The organism is Sulfitobacter sp. PS-8MA, from assembly GCF_040933935.1.
Classification (GTDB): Bacteria; Pseudomonadota; Alphaproteobacteria; order Rhodobacterales; family Rhodobacteraceae; genus Sulfitobacter.
This window is the reverse complement of record NZ_JBFQYJ010000006.1, coordinates 1,039,758-1,057,420: the sequence shown is the minus strand read 5'-3', so window position 1 is coordinate 1,057,420 and position 17,663 is coordinate 1,039,758. Positions and strand designations below refer to the sequence as shown.

General features: G+C 59.1%; 13 protein-coding genes, 1 tRNA gene and 1 pseudogene. 4 read left to right on the top strand and 11 right to left on the bottom strand.

Annotated features, from left to right (window positions below):
* Window positions 1-10: 10 nt before the first annotated feature.
* Entirely contained in the window at window positions 11-1,264 is a 1,254-nt protein-coding gene (locus AB4M76_RS09080; protein WP_368441504.1) for a sarcosine oxidase subunit beta family protein, read from the bottom strand.
* Between the two features lie 129 nt (window positions 1,265-1,393).
* On the opposite strand from AB4M76_RS09080, the gene AB4M76_RS09075 reads away from it, so the two are divergent.
* Window positions 1,394-2,380, top strand: a complete 987-nt coding sequence (locus tag AB4M76_RS09075) for a GlxA family transcriptional regulator (protein ID WP_368441503.1) — start codon at window positions 1,394-1,396, stop codon at window positions 2,378-2,380.
* Between the two features lie 37 nt (window positions 2,381-2,417).
* On the opposite strand, the gene AB4M76_RS09070 is transcribed toward AB4M76_RS09075, so the two are convergent.
* The 6 genes from AB4M76_RS09070 to AB4M76_RS09045 all read right to left on the bottom strand — a co-directional run bounded on the left by AB4M76_RS09070 (window position 2,418) and on the right by AB4M76_RS09045 (window position 8,862).
* Entirely contained in the window at window positions 2,418-3,992 is a 1,575-nt protein-coding gene (locus AB4M76_RS09070) for a BCCT family transporter (protein WP_368441502.1), read from the bottom strand.
* Window positions 3,993-4,063: 71 nt separating this feature from the next.
* On the bottom strand, window positions 4,064-5,185 hold the full coding sequence (locus AB4M76_RS09065) for an ABC transporter ATP-binding protein (protein ID WP_368441501.1): 1,122 nt from the start codon (window positions 5,183-5,185) through the stop codon (window positions 4,064-4,066).
* Entirely contained in the window at window positions 5,182-5,979 is a 798-nt protein-coding gene (locus AB4M76_RS09060; RefSeq protein ID WP_368441500.1) for an ABC transporter permease, read from the bottom strand. The genes AB4M76_RS09065 and AB4M76_RS09060 overlap by 4 nt, the downstream gene beginning before the upstream one ends.
* A 1-nt stretch (window position 5,980) precedes the next feature.
* Entirely contained in the window at window positions 5,981-6,826 is an 846-nt protein-coding gene (locus tag AB4M76_RS09055) for an ABC transporter permease (RefSeq protein ID WP_368441499.1), read from the bottom strand.
* 72 nt (window positions 6,827-6,898) lie between these two features.
* Complete coding sequence (locus AB4M76_RS09050; protein WP_368441498.1) at window positions 6,899-8,017, bottom strand: spermidine/putrescine ABC transporter substrate-binding protein; 1,119 nt, start codon at window positions 8,015-8,017, stop codon at window positions 6,899-6,901.
* A gap of 68 nt (window positions 8,018-8,085) precedes the next feature.
* On the bottom strand, window positions 8,086-8,862 hold the full coding sequence (locus tag AB4M76_RS09045; protein ID WP_368441497.1) for a creatininase: 777 nt from the start codon (window positions 8,860-8,862) through the stop codon (window positions 8,086-8,088).
* A 91-nt stretch (window positions 8,863-8,953) separates the two neighbouring features.
* Between AB4M76_RS09045 and AB4M76_RS09040 the strand changes: the two genes are divergently transcribed.
* The 3 genes and pseudogenes from AB4M76_RS09040 (at window position 8,954) to AB4M76_RS09030 (ending at window position 11,998) form a co-directional block, all read left to right on the top strand.
* Complete coding sequence (locus AB4M76_RS09040; protein WP_368441496.1) at window positions 8,954-9,868, top strand: LysR substrate-binding domain-containing protein; 915 nt, start codon at window positions 8,954-8,956, stop codon at window positions 9,866-9,868.
* A 94-nt stretch (window positions 9,869-9,962) separates the two neighbouring features.
* Window positions 9,963-11,177 (top strand): M24 family metallopeptidase, encoded by a 1,215-nt coding sequence (locus AB4M76_RS09035; protein ID WP_368441495.1) that lies wholly within the window; start codon window positions 9,963-9,965, stop codon window positions 11,175-11,177.
* Between the two features lie 224 nt (window positions 11,178-11,401).
* Window positions 11,402-11,998, top strand: a pseudogene (locus tag AB4M76_RS09030) (dimethylsulfonioproprionate lyase family protein).
* A 123-nt stretch (window positions 11,999-12,121) separates the two neighbouring features.
* Here AB4M76_RS09030 and AB4M76_RS09025 read toward each other — a convergent pair.
* The 4 genes from AB4M76_RS09025 to AB4M76_RS09010 all read right to left on the bottom strand — a co-directional run bounded on the left by AB4M76_RS09025 (window position 12,122) and on the right by AB4M76_RS09010 (window position 17,645).
* Window positions 12,122-15,778: a vitamin B12-dependent ribonucleotide reductase gene (locus AB4M76_RS09025; RefSeq protein ID WP_368441494.1), complete on the bottom strand. Its 3,657-nt coding sequence runs from the start codon at window positions 15,776-15,778 to the stop codon at window positions 12,122-12,124.
* Window positions 15,779-16,464: 686 nt separating this feature from the next.
* A tRNA-Pro gene (locus AB4M76_RS09020) sits at window positions 16,465-16,541 on the bottom strand.
* 91 nt (window positions 16,542-16,632) lie between these two features.
* Window positions 16,633-17,064, bottom strand: a complete 432-nt coding sequence (locus AB4M76_RS09015; protein WP_368441493.1) for a DUF192 domain-containing protein — start codon at window positions 17,062-17,064, stop codon at window positions 16,633-16,635.
* A gap of 38 nt (window positions 17,065-17,102) precedes the next feature.
* The gene (locus tag AB4M76_RS09010; RefSeq protein WP_368441491.1) at window positions 17,103-17,645 is read right to left on the bottom strand and encodes a cold shock domain-containing protein; all 543 of its coding nucleotides are present in this window, start codon (window positions 17,643-17,645) and stop codon (window positions 17,103-17,105) included.
* Window positions 17,646-17,663: the final 18 nt, after the last annotated feature.

Sequence of the window (17,663 nt, the reverse complement as noted above, 5' to 3'; positions counted from 1 at the left end):
CAGGGTCTCCTCAGTGCGCGACAGCCGCCGCGGCGGCCTCGTCGATCAGACGGCCGGTGGTGAAACGTTCGAGTGTGAAAGGCGCGTTGATCGGGTGCGGCTCGTCCTTGGCGACAGTATAGGCCAGCGTATGCGCGGCCCCCGGGGTCGCCTTGAAACCGCCCGTGCCCCAACCGCAATTGACGTAGAGCCCCTTGACCGGGGTCTTGCCCAGAATGGCCGAGCGGTCCGGTGTCACGTCCACGATCCCGCCCCATTTGCGCAGCATGCGCATGCGGTTGAATATCGGAAATACCTCGCAAATCGCAGAGACCGTATGTTCAATGAGCGGCAGCCCACCGCGCTGCGAATAGCTGGTGTATTGATCCGTGCCAGAGCCGATCACCAACTCGCCCTTGTCGGACTGGCTGATATAGGCGTGCACGGTGTTGGACATGACCACGCAGGGAAAGACGGGCTTTACCGGCTCCGACACCAGTGCTTGCAGCGGGTAGCTTTCCAGCGGCATGCGCACGCCCGCGCTGTCCATCACCACCGAGGTATGGCCCGCCGCAGAGACCGCGATCTTCTTGGCCTTGATGAAACCCTTGGCCGTGTCGACCCCCTCAACCGAACCATCCGGCGCACGGCGGATCGCAATCACCGGGCAGTTCTGGATGATATCGACACCGCGTTTCGCCGCCGCCCGGGCATAGCCCCAGGCCACCGCGTCATGCCGTGCGGTGCCGGCGCGTTTTTGCAAGGCGGCCCCCATCACCGGATAGCGCGCATCGGGCGAGATATTGAGCGGCGGGCAGAACGCCTTGGCCTGCTCGGGGGTCAGCCATTGATTGTCGACACCGTTCAGACGGTTGGCATGAATATGGCGCTGAAAGCTCTGCACATCATGCACATTATGCGCCAGCATCATCACGCCGCGCTTGGAATACATGACGTTATAGTTCAGCTCCGTCGACAGGTTTTCCCAAAGATCGAGCGCGTGATCATAGAGCTTGGCGCTTTCATCATAGAGGTAATTCGAGCGGATGATCGTGGTATTGCGCCCGGTATTGCCGCCGCCGAGCCAGCCCTTTTCAATGACCGCGACATTGGTGATGCCATGCTCTTTGGCCAGATAATAGGCCGCGCCCAGCCCATGGCCGCCGGCACCAACGATGATAACGTCATATTCGTCCTTGGGCTGTTTGTCGGGCCATTGCTCGGGCCAGTTCTTATGGCCGGTAAGCGCGTTTTTCAGCAGCGACATCGCAGAGAAATGGGTCATTTGCAGAACCTCGAATGAAGAAGGGAGCCGTTGCAATTGAGCTTGGCGCCATGATCGGATTTCTCCTTGTATCTTTGCGCCAAAACCATGGTATAATCGCGCCAGATACCGCTTTTGGAAAATCGTCAAATGTCCCCCAAACCTGCGCTCAGGGTCGGCTTTATTCTGGCCCGTCAATTCACGCTGTCGGCCTTTGCAAATTTCGTCGATGTGCTGCGGCTCGCGGCGGATGAAGGCGACAGATCGCGCCCGATCCGCTGCTCCTGGCGCGTGGTTTCGGCGACCATGGACCCCACCGTGTCAAGCTGCGGGATTCCGGTGCAGCCCGATGAACGTCTGGGCGATCCCCGCGCCTTTGACTACATCGTCGTTGTCGGCGGTCTGATTCCGGCGATGCAGGACCTCAACCCGGTCTATATCGACTATCTAAAACGCTGCGCGCAGGCAGATGTGCCGATCATCGGCGTCTGCACCGGCGCGTTTATCCTGCACCGGGCGGGATTGATGGAGGGCTATCGCTGCTGCGTTAGCTGGTTTCATCACGATGATTTTCTGGAGCAGTTCGAGGGGCTTATCCCTGTCTCGGACCAGATTTTCGTGGTCGACCGAGACCGGATGACCTGCTCGGGCGGCGCCAGCTCGGCGCATCTGGCGGCTTTCCTTGTGGACCGTCATATCGGACAGGCCGCCGCACGCAAAAGCCTGAACATCATGATCATCGACGAGGCGCAAACCCCCGAAAACCCGCAACCGGGTCTGCCTTTGGAATATAACACCTCGGACAAATTGGTGCGCAAGGCGCTGCATCTGATCCGTCAGAATGTCGCCACCCCGTTGACGGTTGGCCAGCTTGCGCTGCGGTTGAAAGTGAGCCGGCGGCGTCTGGAACGTCATTTTGAAGAGGCGCTGCAACTGTCGCCAGCCGAAGCGGGCATTTCGGTGCGGCTTAATCTGGCGCGCCATCTTTTACGAGGGACAAACCGGACGGTGACCGACATCGCGGCGGCGACCGGGTTTTGTGATGCTTCGCATTTCGGAAAGGTGTTTCGCGGTCGCGAAGGCTCTCCGCCAGAGGCGTGGCGGCAGAAAACCGGCCTTCTCGGTACGGAGCTTTAGATCGGCGGCGGTGACACCCTCCGCCGATCCAGATTGGCTAGATTGCCGAAGACGCCCGGGGCAGTCCGGCTTTGGAATGTTCCCGGGTCAGGCAGCGCAGAATGGCGATACACATCAGCACCATGATGACCGAGAAGGGCAAGGCCGCGATGATGGCGGCGGTTTGCAAGGTGCTCAGCGCCGCGCTGCCCCCCGCCACCAGCAGAACGGCGGCCACCACGCCTTCGAATGTCCCCCAGATGATCCGGTGACGGAACAGCGGGTTTTCATTGCCCTCGCTGAGAATCGTTGCAACGACCAACGTGCCGGAATCCGATGAGGTGACGAAATAGGTGGTCACGAGGATTGTGCCGATCACGCCCGCGACGACACCGATCGCGCCCACATCCATCGCTTCGAAAGTCGCGAAAAGCGCCATCGAGATATTGGCATTCACCGCCTCGGTGACCCCGCCCGGTCCGAAAAGCTCGGCCCAGAGCGCCGTGCCGCCATAGGCCACGATCCAGACAAAGGACAGCAGCGAAGAGACACCCACCACGCCAAGGATGAATTCGCGCACCGTTCGGCCCCGCGACACCCGGGCCACGAAGACGCCGACGAAAGGCGCCCAAGAGATCCACCAGCCCCAATAGAATGTGGTCCACCAGCCCTGCCACATTGCTTGCCAACTGGTGGCATCGGCGGGGACCGGCTCGACAAAGACGTTAAACCGGAAGAGGTTCATCAGATAGGACAGCGTGGCCTCGCCGAGGCTGACGAGCAGATATCTTGTCGGGCCCCATGCGAAAAAGAAAACCAACAGCAGGATGGTCAGCCACATATTGACCTGAGACAGCCATTTGATGCCGCGATTCAGCCCCGACAGCACCGAACAGAGTGCCACGCCGGTGATCACGGCAATCAGAATAAGCTGCACCGCCTCGGTGATCGGCACCTCCCAGATATGGTTCAGCCCCGCGTTGATCTGCGTCACCCCAAGGCCAAGCGAGGTCGCAATGCCAAAGATCGTGGCGAAGACGGCGATTACATCGATCACCACCCCAAGCCAGCCTTCGACACGATTCCCGAAAAGCGGATAGAGCGTATAGCGAATGCCGAGCGGTTTCTTCAGACGGTAGCTGACCAGACAGAGCGCGAGGGCGACGATACAGTAGATCGCCCAGGCATTCAGACCCCAGTGAAAGAAACTGACCTGAAGCGCCATATTCGCGGCAGCACCCGTGCCTGCCCCTTCGGCAAATGGCGTCCCGCCGCTGTGGTGAAATACCGGCTCTGCAATAGACCAAAAGATGATCCCAATCCCTTGCCCCGCAGCATAGAGCATCGCGAACCAGGTGAAATAGCTGTATTTGGGGCGCTCATTCTCATCCCCCAATCTGAGCGCGCCATATTTGCTGATGGCAATGCCCAGCAGAAAGAGCAGAAAGACGCAGGACAGCAGCACATACCACCAGTTGAAATAAAAGGTGACGAAGGTCCGGGCGCTGTCGATCCATGCGGCGGAATCCGTTGGAAAGGCGAGCACCAAAAAGACAAACAGCAAGATGACCCCCGCCGAAATCAACGACGAATACGGGTTCGCCCCCCTGAATACTCCCGATCGAATAATCACAATTTTCCTCCCTGTGATCGAAAAAACGAAAAGCGGCTCCCCCCGCTCACCGTCTTGCGCGTTTTGTCAGGTCACTTATTTTCACCCGGTAGAATATGGCAGTGGTCCGCCGCCCAATGGACAACGAGTTTCGCCCCGGCATGGCGGTTCAACAGCGCCATTTCGTCATGCGATTTCTGGACTTTGAGCTCTTGGCCGGTGTCCGTTTCCAGAAAGACCATCGCGGTGCCGCCAATGAATTCTTCGCCCGCAATGGTCGCGGCAATCCCGTTTTGTCCCGCGTCGGGCCGGCTGAGCTGCATGTTTTCCGCGCTCACGATAAAGGTAACCGCCTGCCCCTTGGCCGCGTCCGGCAGTTCCGTTCTGGGCAGAATGGTCTCGCCGCCATCGAAGGTCACCCGCCAGCCATCGGCCCCTGCCGGGCCGGCGACGGTCCCATCAAAGATATTGGCGGAGCCCAGAAACTCTGCCACAAAACGGTTGTAAGGCGCGCGGTAGATTTCTTCCGGGGTGCCGATCTGCTCAATCTGCCCACGGCTCATGATCACCACCCGATCCGCCATCGAGAAGGCTTCGGACATCGAGTGGGTCACATAGACAAAGGTAATGCCGAGGTCTTTTTGAAGGTTGGACAGAACCGCCTGCATCCGCACTTTCAAATGCGCGTCCAAGGCCGACAAAGGTTCGTCGAGCAACAGGATTTTAGGCTCGGTCACCAGAGCGCGGGCCAAGGCCACGCGTTGCTTTTGCCCGCCCGACAGCTGGTTGATATTGCGGCCTGCAAATTCGGTGATCTGCATCTTGTCCAGCCATTTTTCGGCCCGCCGCCGCCGTTCTTCTTTGCCGACACCGCGCATCTTGAGCGCAAATTCCACGTTTTCCTGCACTGTCAGAAAGGGGAACAAGGCCAGCGATTGCCAGACCATCGGCGTGTCGCGGTCCCATGTGGCTTTGCCGTTCACCCTCTCCCCGTCGAGGTAGATCGCACCTTCGCTGGGGTCCTCCAGCCCGGCCAACATGCGCAGCGTCGTCGTCTTGCCGCAGCCGGACGAGCCCATGATCGCCAGAAACTCACCCCGGCCAATCTCGAAATCGGCCTTTTTGACAGCCACGAAACTCCCGAACCGCTTTACCACACTGTCGAACCGAACGATCGCTTCAGACTGAGCTTCCATCTGTGTATCCACTTTCATTTCTTTTGGTCCTCAGGGCTGCGCAGCAAAAGCTGGGCCAGAATGATCAGGGTCATGGAACTGAGGAACGCGAGAGACCCGATGGCATTGATCCGCGGGCTGACCTGCCCCTGCAAAAAGCCAAGGATCTTGACCGGCAAAGTCTCATTCAGGCCCGAGACGAACCAAGCGACCGCAAATTCATCGAAAGACACCGCCATGGTAATAAAGAGCGCCGCGAAAATGGCCGGTTTGGCAAAGGGAATGATGACATGCCGCAGGGTCTGCCATTGGTTGCCGCCCATATTCCACGAAGCCGCTTCAAGATCGGGGTCCATTTGCGACAGGCGAAGACGGATAATCGCCATCGCAAAAGGCGCGCACATCACCCCATGCGCGATAATCACCGAAATCGTCGTGCCAGACAGGCTGATGCGGCTCAGGAAGGCCAGCATCGCAAGCCCCATGATCACCACCGGAATGGTGGGCGGCAGCAAGGCCAGCGCGACATAGATTGATTTGCCGGTGAAATTATACCGAAAATCCGTATAGGCGCCGCCAAAGCCCAAGAGCGTGGCAATCACCGCCACCGTCAGACCGACAATCAGCGTGTTGCCAAACCCCTGCCAGACCAGCGGGTCCTCCCAGATGGCGCGATACCAATCGGTCGAGAATGTCCCAAGCGGCAGAGAGGGAAATCGGTCGGAATTGAGCGAAAAGACGAAGCTGCCCGCGATGGGCGCGAAAATGAACAGCAGGCACAGGACGATATGCAGCTTTAACAGAAGGTTGATAATCCGGTTTTCATTACCCATATTACGCGCCCCGCTCTTTGTAAGCATATGTGATCGCGGCAAAAGCAGTCGTCAGAAGCGTGGCAATCATCATAATCGCCACCACCGCCGCGCGGGGCCATTGCTGACCGGATTTGGTGAAATCGGTGATCATGATCGACAGGGTCGGCGGGTTGCCTCCGCCGAGGTAAAGCGGGCTGACGAAATCACCGAAACTGAGGATAAAGGCAAAGAGCGCCGCAATGACCAGCCCGACCTTGGCAGAGGGCGCGATCACCGCAAAGACCGTCCGCAGCCGCCCGCAGCGCAGATTATGCGCCGCTTCGATCAGGTCGCGGTTGACGAAATTCAGGCTGAAGGTCTGCAAAAGAATGACCAGGGGCAGCGTGAGAGTGACCATGCCCACGATTACCCCGAAAGCGTTGTTCAACATCGGGAATGGCCCAAGCCCGAGATAGGAAAATGCAGCGTTCAGAATGCCCGCGTCAGACAGAAACACCTGCAAGGAATAGACCCGCACGAGGTAGCTGGTGAAAAACGGGATGATGAGAATAAAGATCATCCAGCGTTTCGCCTTCTCGCTCATCTTGAATGAAATCGCATAGGAGGCGGGAAACGCAATGGCGCTGGTTATCGCCGCCGCCGCCGTCGCAAGGATAAAGGTGCGCAGATAGGCGTCCCAGAACACGCCCCGCGACAGCACCCTTTCCCAGTTTCCGAAATTGACATCCGGGGTCATCTGGAAGTTCCGCACCGTCCAGAAGCTGATCGCGACCAGAAAAAGAAGCGGGAAAAGGAAGAACGTGAGCTGCCATAGCAGCAGCGGCAATGACAAGATCAGTGAGAAGAAGGTCGGTCGCTTGGTCATATCATATCCCATCGTCCTGCATGCGCGACGATGAGGAGCGCAGTCTGTCCAGACCCCTCACCGCTTTGCCCATCAGGCGCTTTTGTAGTCCGACCAGAAGTCGTTCCACTCTTCCAAGCTTTGCTGAATCGGAAGCTGGCGGTACTGGATGAGCCCCTCGCGGATCATATCCATGGCGTTGCGCTCGCCCAGAACCATGTTCTGCCGCTGCGCTTCGACCGGATTGGTCGCATTCAAAACCTCCCAGCCCTTCTTTGACGGGATCATCGCGGGATAGGCCGCCATATCAGCCGATTTCGCCTGCCCCTCGGGCGAAGTAATCCATTGGATCCACTTTTTGGCCATCTCTTGATTGCGAGAGCCTTTGCCGATTGAGAAACTTTCAGTCCACTGCAGGCCGCCCTGCTCGGGGATCACGCTGCGCACCGGGCTGCCGTTTTTCTCCAGCGTGCCCGTGATCCAATCGCCGATCCCGGCAAAGGCCAGCATCTGCCCATTGTCGAGCGAAGAGAATGTGCCGCCATAATCAAAGAACCCGCCCGCCTGACGGCGCAATGTCATCGTATGTTCCTGCACTTTCTTCCAAGCCGCCTGATCGATATCATAGGGCGACGGGTTGCCGACATGCAGGCTGGTCTGGCCGAGGTTGGGCAGATGCCAGTCGAAATGGCCAAGCTTGCCGGTCAGGCGCTCATCGGCAAAGAGGTCATAGGTTGAGGCCTCCTTTTCCGAAAAAGTATCCGTGTTATAGGCCACGCCGAGAAAGCCAAAACGCGTGATGACGGAATAGAGCCTATCGTCCTGCCAATGGCCGGGGAACTTCTGAAACTCGGGGAAAAAGTCGTCAAACGGGTAGTCAGCCGGATCAAGCTCTTCGATATAGCCTGCCGCGTTCAACTGCTGCACATATTCGCCATCGGAAAGGATGATATCAAAGGTGCCGCGCGGCGATTGTGCAATAAGCCCCAGCATATTGTCACCGCCGGTATAATACTTCGGCACGAATTTGACGTTATTGGCTTCTTCGAACTCCCCGACGATATCCGGCTCTGCATGGCCATACCAGGCCAGCATCGAAAGCTCCGTGGTCTGCGCCGCCGCGCGAATGGATAGAAAGGGCGTGGCCAATGCGGCCCCCCCGGTCATTTTTAACAAGCTCCGCCGATTGGGTCTGATAAGTCTGTTAGACATTAGATTTCTCCTTGTTGGGTCGTTTGTTATTTTCCCTGCGTGATTGATCCGCAGGTTGGGCCAAAAGTTCAGGAAAATTCTTTTTTCAGGGCCTCGACGATCCCTTTGGTGCAGACCTCCAGCAAAAGGTCGCCCTTTTCCGCCGTGGCCTCTTTGGGGGATGACAATGTGCCGCTCGCCGGGGTCCATTCCGGCTTGGCCGGGTAGACGTCATAGGGCGGAAAGGTCGCGGGCGCATGTTCCACCGCGTCTTGCAAAGATACCAGATCGGGATAGAGGCGCAGCATGAGCGAGGTCTCCAACACGCCGCCATGTTCGATGTCCCAGCCGTGAAACCCATTGGGGTAGAGTTTTTCGATCGAGGCTTGATCGACGAAATCCCAATAGGACAGCACGACGAATTTCACGTCATGAATATCCGCCCAGCCGAGTTCGCGCAGGGCAAGGTCAATCGCTTCGGTGATGAACCATGAATTCTCGAAGTGACCGTTCACGATGCACAGGTTGCGCGCACCGTGGCGCACGAATTCCTTGACCACGTCTTTGAGCGCATTGACGAGGCTTGCCCCGTCCAGACTGGTGGTGCCCGGGAAGAAATTGCCGCCGCCGGATTTCTGATGCGATTTATAGCCATAGGTGAAGGGCGGCGCCACCAGCCCGCCAATCTGCTCGGCCGCGCGCCGGGCAAATTCCGTGGGCAAGAGCACATCGACATGCATCGGCATATGGTGGCCGTGCTGCTCCATCGAGCCGAGCGGAATCAGAATGGGAACGTCGCCGCCTTTCACCTGCTCTTGATAGTCTGGCCAAGCCATTTCGGCTGCGAAAACGGTAGAACGCGGCATAGATCCCCCTGCATCTCACGGTACCGAAAGCCTAAGACAGCTTGCGAACTGTAAAAAATTCATAGTAGCAATGATTGAATAAGGATATTTTATGATGCGTAAATTCACCAACCTACAGACCGACCTGCTGCGCACCTTCGTGACAGTGGTCGACCTGCGGAACTACACCGAGACAGGCAATGTCCTTGGCCGGACCCAGCCCGCGATCTCCTTGCAAGTTAAACGGTTGGAAGAGATCGCAGGGGTTAAATTGCTGCGACATGAGGGCAAGAAGGTCGAGCTCACGCCGAATGGCCAGGCCCTGCTGGGCTATGCCCGGGAGATTCTGCGGTTGAACGATCGCGCCGTCGCCAATCTCCAGCAGGCGGCCTTTTACGGCACGCTGAGAGTCGGGCTGCCGGTGGATTATTCGATCGAGTATTTCCAGAGCATCATCGCGGAATTCTCCCACAACAACCCGGATGTCACGCTGGATATCCGCTGCGACCGCAGCGTTGATCTGCTCTCGGCACTGCATGTCGATGACCTCGATCTGACCATCGCGCTCACCGATACGATGTCGGCGCCCCATGTCTCGGTCTATTGGTCAGAGCGTCCGGTCTGGGCCTGTAGCCGCGACTATAAGATCGACCCGACGCAGCCGCTAAAACTCATCGCCCACCCCAACGGCTGCTTCTACCGCCGCCGGATGATCGAGGCCCTCGACACCGAAGGCCGCGATTGGCGTGTGTCTTTCGAGAGCCTCGGCATTTCAGCGCTGCAAAAGGCGGTTCTGGACGGGATGGGCGTGACGGCTCTGACCCGCAAGACCATGCAGCCCGGCATGCGCATTCTCACCCAGAGCGACGGGTTTCCGAACCTTTCCAGAATCCATGTTGGCCTGTTTTACAAACATATCAAAATGTCAGACGCGGCGCTGAAACTGATCGAGAAGATCACCGAAGACATCTCGACCTTCCGCATCCCGACCCGGACGCGGGCGGAAACCCTGAAAGAACGTCATTAACGATCCTTATGGTTAAATCATTTCAATTGATTTTTCTCTGGGTGCAGCCTGCTGCTAGTCAAACTCATAGAAAAGTTAGCAGAGAGGATTTCCTATGTTGGATGACATGCTTCACGTCATGGAGTGGCACAATGGCGAGAAAGAGTTTTCGCCGTTTTCGGACAGTGAGATGGCCCGCCGGCAAAACGAATTGCGCGAATGGATGGGCAAGAATGACGTCGATGCGGCGCTGTTCACCTCCTACCATTGCATCAATTATTACAGCGGCTGGCTGTACTGCTATTTCGGCCGGAAATACGGCATGGTCATCGACCAGAAAAACGCGACGACGATCTCTGCCGGCATCGACGGCGGCCAGCCCTTCCGCCGCAGCTTTGGCAATAACATCACCTACACCGACTGGCGGCGCGACAATTTCTACCGCGCGATCCAGCAGCTGACCAAAGGCGCGCGCCGGGTCGGGATCGAATATGACCACGTCTCGCTGGAATACCGCCAGATGATCCAGGATGCCCTGCCCGGCGTGGAACTGGTGGATGTCGGCCAGCCTGCGATGTGGATGCGGACGATCAAATCGGACGAAGAAATCAAGCTCATCAAGGAAGGCGCACGGGTCGCCGACGTCGGGGGCGCCGCGGTGACGGGGGCTGTAAAGGCCGGCGTGCCCGAGCATGAGGTCGCCATCGCCGGCACCAATGCGATGATCCGCGAGATCGCCAATTCTTTCCCCTTTGTCGAACTGATGGACACATGGACTTGGTTCCAGTCGGGCATCAATACCGACGGGGCGCATAACCCGGTCACCAACAAGAAAGTGCAATCTGGCGAGATTCTGAGCCTGAACACTTTCCCGATGATCTTTGGCTATTACACCGCGCTGGAACGCACGCTGTTCTGCGATCACGTGGATGACGCCAGCCTCGATATCTGGGAAAAGAACGTCAAAGTCCATGAGCGCGGGCTGGAGCTGCTCAAACCGGGCGCGCGTTGCATGGATATCGCGATTGAGCTCAATGAGATGTACCGCGAATGGGATCTGCTCAAATATCGCTCCTTTGGCTATGGCCATAGCTTTGGCGTGCTGAGCCACTACTACGGGCGTGAAGCCGGCGTCGAGCTGCGCGAGGACATCGAGACGGAGCTGAAGCCCGGCATGGTGGTCTCGATGGAGCCCATGGTGATGATCCCCGAAGGACAGCCCGGCGCGGGCGGCTACCGGGAGCACGACATTCTTGTGATCGGCGAAGACAAGGTGGAGAACATCACCGGCTTCCCCTTCGGCCCGGAACATAACATCATCAAGAATTGAGACCCGCGATCTTGATCGCCCGCAACCTCGCTATGATCACTGTCATATTGGCACTGGTCATAGCGATCACCGCTATCGCCCCGGGGGCACAGCGATATGGTCATAGCCTCGTGCTGCGCGGCGCTGGTCTTGCCGTCCCCCTTGGATCATACAGGCGGGCAAAGCCCAACCAAGCATCGGTCAACGCCACGGCCTGCGCCCACTACCCCTGTTGAAAGCGACATATGGCCAGCAGAGATCCCAGGCTCGAAGCTTTCTTGAGTGCCGCGAAAGAGGCATATCTACAGCGCGCCGATGATCCACGCATGCAGGCTTCGCTCCACAAAGCCTTCGCTGCGCTGGACGCCGTCAACCCAGAGGGGGGCGCCGCCGGTCGGCAGTTGCCGGTGTGCGGATTTCTCCGGAATGTCGGTGCCGATACCCTGAACGCGCCCGATGTGGTCAGGCTTATGGAAGCCTTCTTTGCCCTCGAACCCGCACTTGCATGGATGCGCCGCGCGGGCGATCTCACAGGGGCGAGCGAGAATTTTACACAGAACCACGCCAATGCTGTCATCTTCGGCTAGAATGGTCTCGAACCGCGCGACGACGTGACCTTGGGCATCTCACTTGTCGGCCCTGACACCCGCTACCCGGACCACCGCCATAGGCCCGAAGAAACCTATCTGGTGATGAGCCCCGGCGCGTTTCGCCAGGGGCATCACCCATGGGTCCGGCTTGCGGCAGGTCAGTTGTTTTACAACCCTCCGAACATCTTACATTCCATGCGCACCTTTGACCTTCCCCTATTGGCCTTTTGGGTGCTGTGGCACGGAGCATAAGTGAGCTTCCCCTAACACATCCTTACCCGTCGGGCGAAGGCGCGCAGGCCCTTCACTGATAAGAGCTACAGCGGGGCGGGGCGTCACGCCCGCCCCGCTGCATGTCAGGCCAATCGCCCTTGATCAGCTACAGCCGCTTGTGCCGCCGCAGGTGTTGCATTTCATGCATGTTCCATTGCGCACCAATGTGTAATTGCCACATTCGCCACAGGCTTCCCCCTCATAGCCCTGCATCTTGGCTTTCGCCCGCGCGTCGATCCCGACCGCCCCTGCGGAGGCCGGCGCTGTCGCGCTGACGGCCACGGCCAGGTTACTTGCGCCGGTCATCTGCGGCGCGAGGGGTTGCATAGCCGCGCTGTCATCGACGCCCTGCCCGCCTTGCAGAACCACCAGTTCTTGCGGCAGACGGTTGCGCAGATAGCCTGAGGAGCTGATCTGCTTCAGCACTTCGAGCGACTTATTCGCCGCCGTCTCGCTCAGCTCAGCGACATTCGAAAGGTTCTCTTCCTCGCCCCGGCCCAGATCATCGAATGTCGCGCCCTCGGGCTTCACATGCGCCAGATCGGTGCGGTCGAGGTAGCTGACCGCCAGTTCGCGGAACACATAGTCGAGGATCGAAGTCGCCTGTTTGATGCTGTCATTGCCCTGCACCATGCCCGCCGGTTCGAATTTGGTGAAGGTGAAGGCATCGACGAATTCCTCCAGCGGCACGCCATATTGCAGGCCGACCGAAACCGCGATGGCGAAGTTATTCATCATCGCCCGGAAACCCGCACCTTCCTTATGCATGTCGATGAAGATCTCGCCCAGCTTGCCGTCTTCATATTCGCCGGTGCGCAGATAGACCTTGTGGCCGCCGACATTCGCCTTCTGGGTATAGCCCTTGCGGCGCTGCGGCATCTTCTCGCGGTGCGACTTGATGATCTCTTTAACGATCACCTTCTCGACAATCTTCTCGGCCAGCACGGCGGCCTTCTCATGGGTGTTGCCGCTTTCCAGCGTCTCGGCGGCGTCTTCGTCGTCCTCGACCAGCGCCGCGGCGAGAGGTTGGCTCAGTTTTGACCCGTCGCGGTAGAGCGCATTGGCCTTGATCCCCAAGGACCAGCTCAGCTCGTAAGCCTTCTGACAATCCTCGATGGTCGCATCATTCGGCATGTTGATCGTCTTGGAGATCGCGCCCGAGATGAAGCTCTGCGCCGCCGCCATCATGTGGATGTGGCTGTTGACCGAGAGGTAGCGCTTGCCCTTCTTGCCGCAGGGGTTGGCGCAGTCGAAGATGCCGTAATGCTCTTCGCGCAGATGCGGCGCGCCTTCCAGCGTCATGGTGCCACAGACGTGGTCATTGGCCGCTTCGATATCCGCCTTGCTGAAGCCAAGGGAGCGGAGCAGATCGAAGGTCGGGTCGTTCAGCTTTTCGGTCGGGATGCCCAGCACCTGCGTGCAGAAAGCCTCGCCCAGCGTCCATTGGTTGAAGACAAACCGGATATCAAACGCCTGTTTCAGCGCGGCGTCGATCTTGGCCAGTTCATTGGCGCCGAAACCGTGGCCCGCCAGCGTGGTGTGGTTGATCGCAGGCGCATTGCCGATGGTGCCATGGCCCACGGCGTAGCTCACGATCTCTTCGATCTGGGCCGAGCCGTAGCCAAGTTTTTCCAAAGCCGCCGGCACCGACTGGTTGATGATCTTGAAGTAGCCACCCCCGGCGAGCTTCTTGAACTTCACCAGTGCGAAGTCGGGCTCGATCCCGGTGGTGTCGCAGTCCATCACCAGACCGATGGTCCCGGTGGGCGCGATGACCGAGGTCTGCGCGTTGCGGTAGCCATGGGCCTCGCCCAGTTTCAGCGCCTCGTCCCAGCAGGATTTGGCGATGTCGACCAGCCCCGCCTGCGGGCAGTTGGCGTGATCCAGCGGCACCGGCTTGACCGAGAGCTGCTCATAGCCGTCCGCCTTGCCATAGGCGGCGGTGCGGTGGTTGCGGATGACGCGCAGCATGTGTTCGGCGTTCTTGGCATAGCCCGGAAAGGCGCCCAATTCGCCCGCCATCTCGGCGGAGGTCGCATAGGCCACACCGGTCATGATCGCGGTCAGGGCACCGCCAAGTGCGCGGCCTTCGTCGCTGTCATAGGAATAGCCCATGTTCATCAAGAGCCCGCCGATATTGGCATAGCCCAGCCCCAACGTGCGGAAGTCATAAGACCGCTGCGCGATTTCCTTCGAGGGGAACTGCGCCATCATCACGCTGATCTCAAGCGTCACGGTCCAGAGACGGCTGGCGTGCATGTAGTCCTCGACCTGAAACACCCCGTCCTTGAGGAAGGTCAGCAGGTTCATCGAAGCCAGATTGCAGGCCGTGTCGTCGAGGAACATGTACTCCGAACAGGGGTTCGAGCCGCGGATCGCGCCATCTTCGGGGCAGGTGTGCCAGTCGTTGACGGTGTCGTGATACTGGATGCCCGGATCGGCGCAGGCCCATGCGGCGTGGCCGACCTGATCCCAAAGGTCACGGGCGCGGATCGTCTTGGTCACCCGGTTCTCGGTGCGGCTGATCAGTTCCCAATCTGCGTCCTTCTCAACGGCCTTGAGGAAGGCGTTGGTGACGCGGATCGAGTTGTTGGAGTTCTGGCCGGAGACCGAGTTATAAGCCTCGCTGTCCCAGTCAGTGTCATAGGTCGGGAATTCGATGCCGGTGTGGCCCTGTTTGGCATAGTCCAGCACGCGTTTGACGTAGGTCTCGGGGATCGCGACCTTCTTGGCTTCGCGGATCGCCTGTTTCAGCGCGTTGTTCTTGGCCGGATCGTAGGCGTCTTCCGCCACCCCGTCCCATGCCTTGATCGCGTCGAACAGCAGGTTCAGCTTCTGCTCATGCATCTTGGAGCCGGCGACGATCGACGCCACCTTCTGCTCTTCGAGCACCTTCCAGTTGATGAAATCCTCGATATCGGGGTGATCGGCGTCGACGATCACCATCTTGGCCGCGCGGCGGGTGGTGCCGCCGGATTTGATGGCGCCGGCTGCACGATCGCCGATCTTGAGAAAACCCATCAAACCCGACGACTTGCCGCCGCCCGACAGCTTCTCGCCCTCTCCGCGGAGCGATGAAAAGTTGGTGCCCGTGCCCGAGCCGTATTTGAACAGGCGCGCCTCGCGCACCCAGAGGTCCATGATGCCGCCGTCGCCCACCAGATCGTCGCCGACGGACTGGATGAAGCAGGCATGCGGCTGCGGATGTTCATAGGAGGATTTCGACCGGGTCAGTTTGCCGGTCTTGTAGTCGACGTAATAGTGCCCCTGCGCCGGGCCGTCGATGCCATAAGCCCAATGCAACCCGGTGTTGAACCACTGTGGGCTGTTTGGCGCGGCACGCTGGCTGGCCAGCATGTGGCGCATCTCGTCGTAATAGGCGCGGGCATCTTCCTCGGTCGAGAAATAGCCGCCCTTCCAGCCCCAATAGGCCCAAGCGCCCGCGAGACGGTCGAAAACCTGTTTGGAGGAGGTCTCGCCGCCCATCTCGGCCCCCTCGGCGGGGACCGAGCGCCAGAGGAACTCCGGCACATCCTTTTCCTTGACCTTGCGGGTCTCGCTGGGCACGCCGGCCTTGCGGAAGTACTTCTGCGCGATCACATCGCTGGCGACCTGGCTCCAGGCTTTCGGCACTTCGACATTGTCGAGTTTGAACACCACCGAGCCATCGGGGTTGCGAATCTCAGAGACCGTGGTGACAAAATCCAAATCCGCATAGGCATCCTGCCCGACCGTCGTGAATTTCCGTTCAATTTTCATTGTCGCTGCCCCGTTTCCAGCATTTCCAACCGCCAAGCCGATCTGCCTATTGCAGAGCGTCTCTCTCTACTCTTCATGGGCCGCAGAACGCTGTCCGGCGCAGGCGTGAAATCCGACGACGGCTGCCTAAGTTAGACAGTATGATCCTGTACCCTTTGCCGGAAAGTGCGACCCTGGTCTGCCACTACATATTGTAGATACCCCTCTCGGCCCCCACAAACTGGCGTATGTCGCCCTAATTGGTCAACGGTTTTTTTGTAAAGTTATGCCTATCTTCCGGTTGACCGCAGCGCGTCGTTACCGGCCGGCAGGCGGGGCGTGATTCAGCCACCGGATATCCCCAGAGTTACCCGCAGCCCAGCGTTCGGTCTGCGGGGCAAATAATCTAATGGAGGGGCCAGCTTAGCGCAGCAGACGGGCGCGCGCCGCCGATCCATCCACAGGAACGCGAGGCTCTGGCGGCAGCGCGTTGCTTCTTTGCGACGGATTTTAAGAAATCTGGGCGGCAGGCGGCGTATCCCTGCCAAAGAGGTGAAACGCGGAAGAATCGTCACGGTTCGACAAGCCACGGCGCTTGGGTAAAAACCAAAAGCAGTAGCGCCTCGGCAGCGATCAGACCAACATCTAGGGGAGAAAAGCCTAACCCGCCCGCCGACCGGCGAAATATCTATGCAGCTTTAAAGAAGTGGTCGGAGCGAGAGGATTCGAACCTCCGACCCCCTGTACCCAAAACAGGTGCGCTACCAGGCTGCGCCACGCTCCGACTGAGGCTTCTTTAGACATATGACAGAGGATTGAAAAGCCCCGATTGCCCTAAAGATGCGGCAATATTTGATTTCGTTGAAAATCCCCGGTCAGCAGGGCCAAGCCGGGTCGTTCTCGGCGAAAGCCGCATGGCGCAACTGGGTGCCTTCGGTGATCCCCATGCGCCGCGACAGCCCGCCATTGATCTCCAACACCGCCAGCAGATCGTCGCCGCCGGGAATCGGGGTCTCGTCCAGTGGTTTGGCGGAATGATGGATGCGCTGCACCACGCCCTGCGCGTCAATGAAAAGCAGATCGAGGGGAATCAACGTGTTGCGCATCCAAAAGCTCAGCGGTTGCGGCGTGTCGTAGATAAACAACATGCCCGCGCTGAGCGGCAGCTGTTCGCGGTGCATCAGCCCCTGCGCCCGCTCGGCGGGGTCATCGGCCACTTCGACAGAAAACCGCGCCGTGCCCCAATCACCGCGCAGGCTGACGGAGGTGTCGCGGCAGGCCCCGGCGACGGCGTTGGTGGCGGTCATCACGACCGCCAGTACTGCCCCACCGATTGCGGCGGCGCTTACTCCTCGCCTACGACGGCTTCCCATGCCCGAACCTCCGCTGCCAAATAGCCCCGCTCGCCGTTCACCACCCGCATGGCCAAGGCTTCGCCCGATTGCGGATCCGCCAGACCGGATTGGCGCAACACATCAATATGAAGAAACACATCCTCATAGCAGCCAAAAACATTGGCAAAGCCGAAGCCTTTGGTCTTGTCGAACCATTTCACCCGCGCGGGCTTTAGGTCGGTCTGCGACAGCGTATCGGCATCGAACCCCGCGCGCTCGATCACCACGGGCGGCAGATTGGCTGGCGGCGTGATCGACAAAAGCTGCGCCACCTGCGCGCCCCGGTCGGTCTGCTGGACCTTGATCTCGACCCGCGCGCCATCGGCCACTGAACTCTGCCCGAAACTGCGCAGCACATTGACGTGCAACAAGATATCCGGCCCGCCGTTGTCCGCCACGACAAAGCCGAACCCTTTGGCGGGATCGAACCATTTCACCAGCCCCTGCACTGTCTCGGCTGGCGCCCCCGTCACCGTGTCCTGCTTTTCAAACACCGTCGCAATCTCTCATTT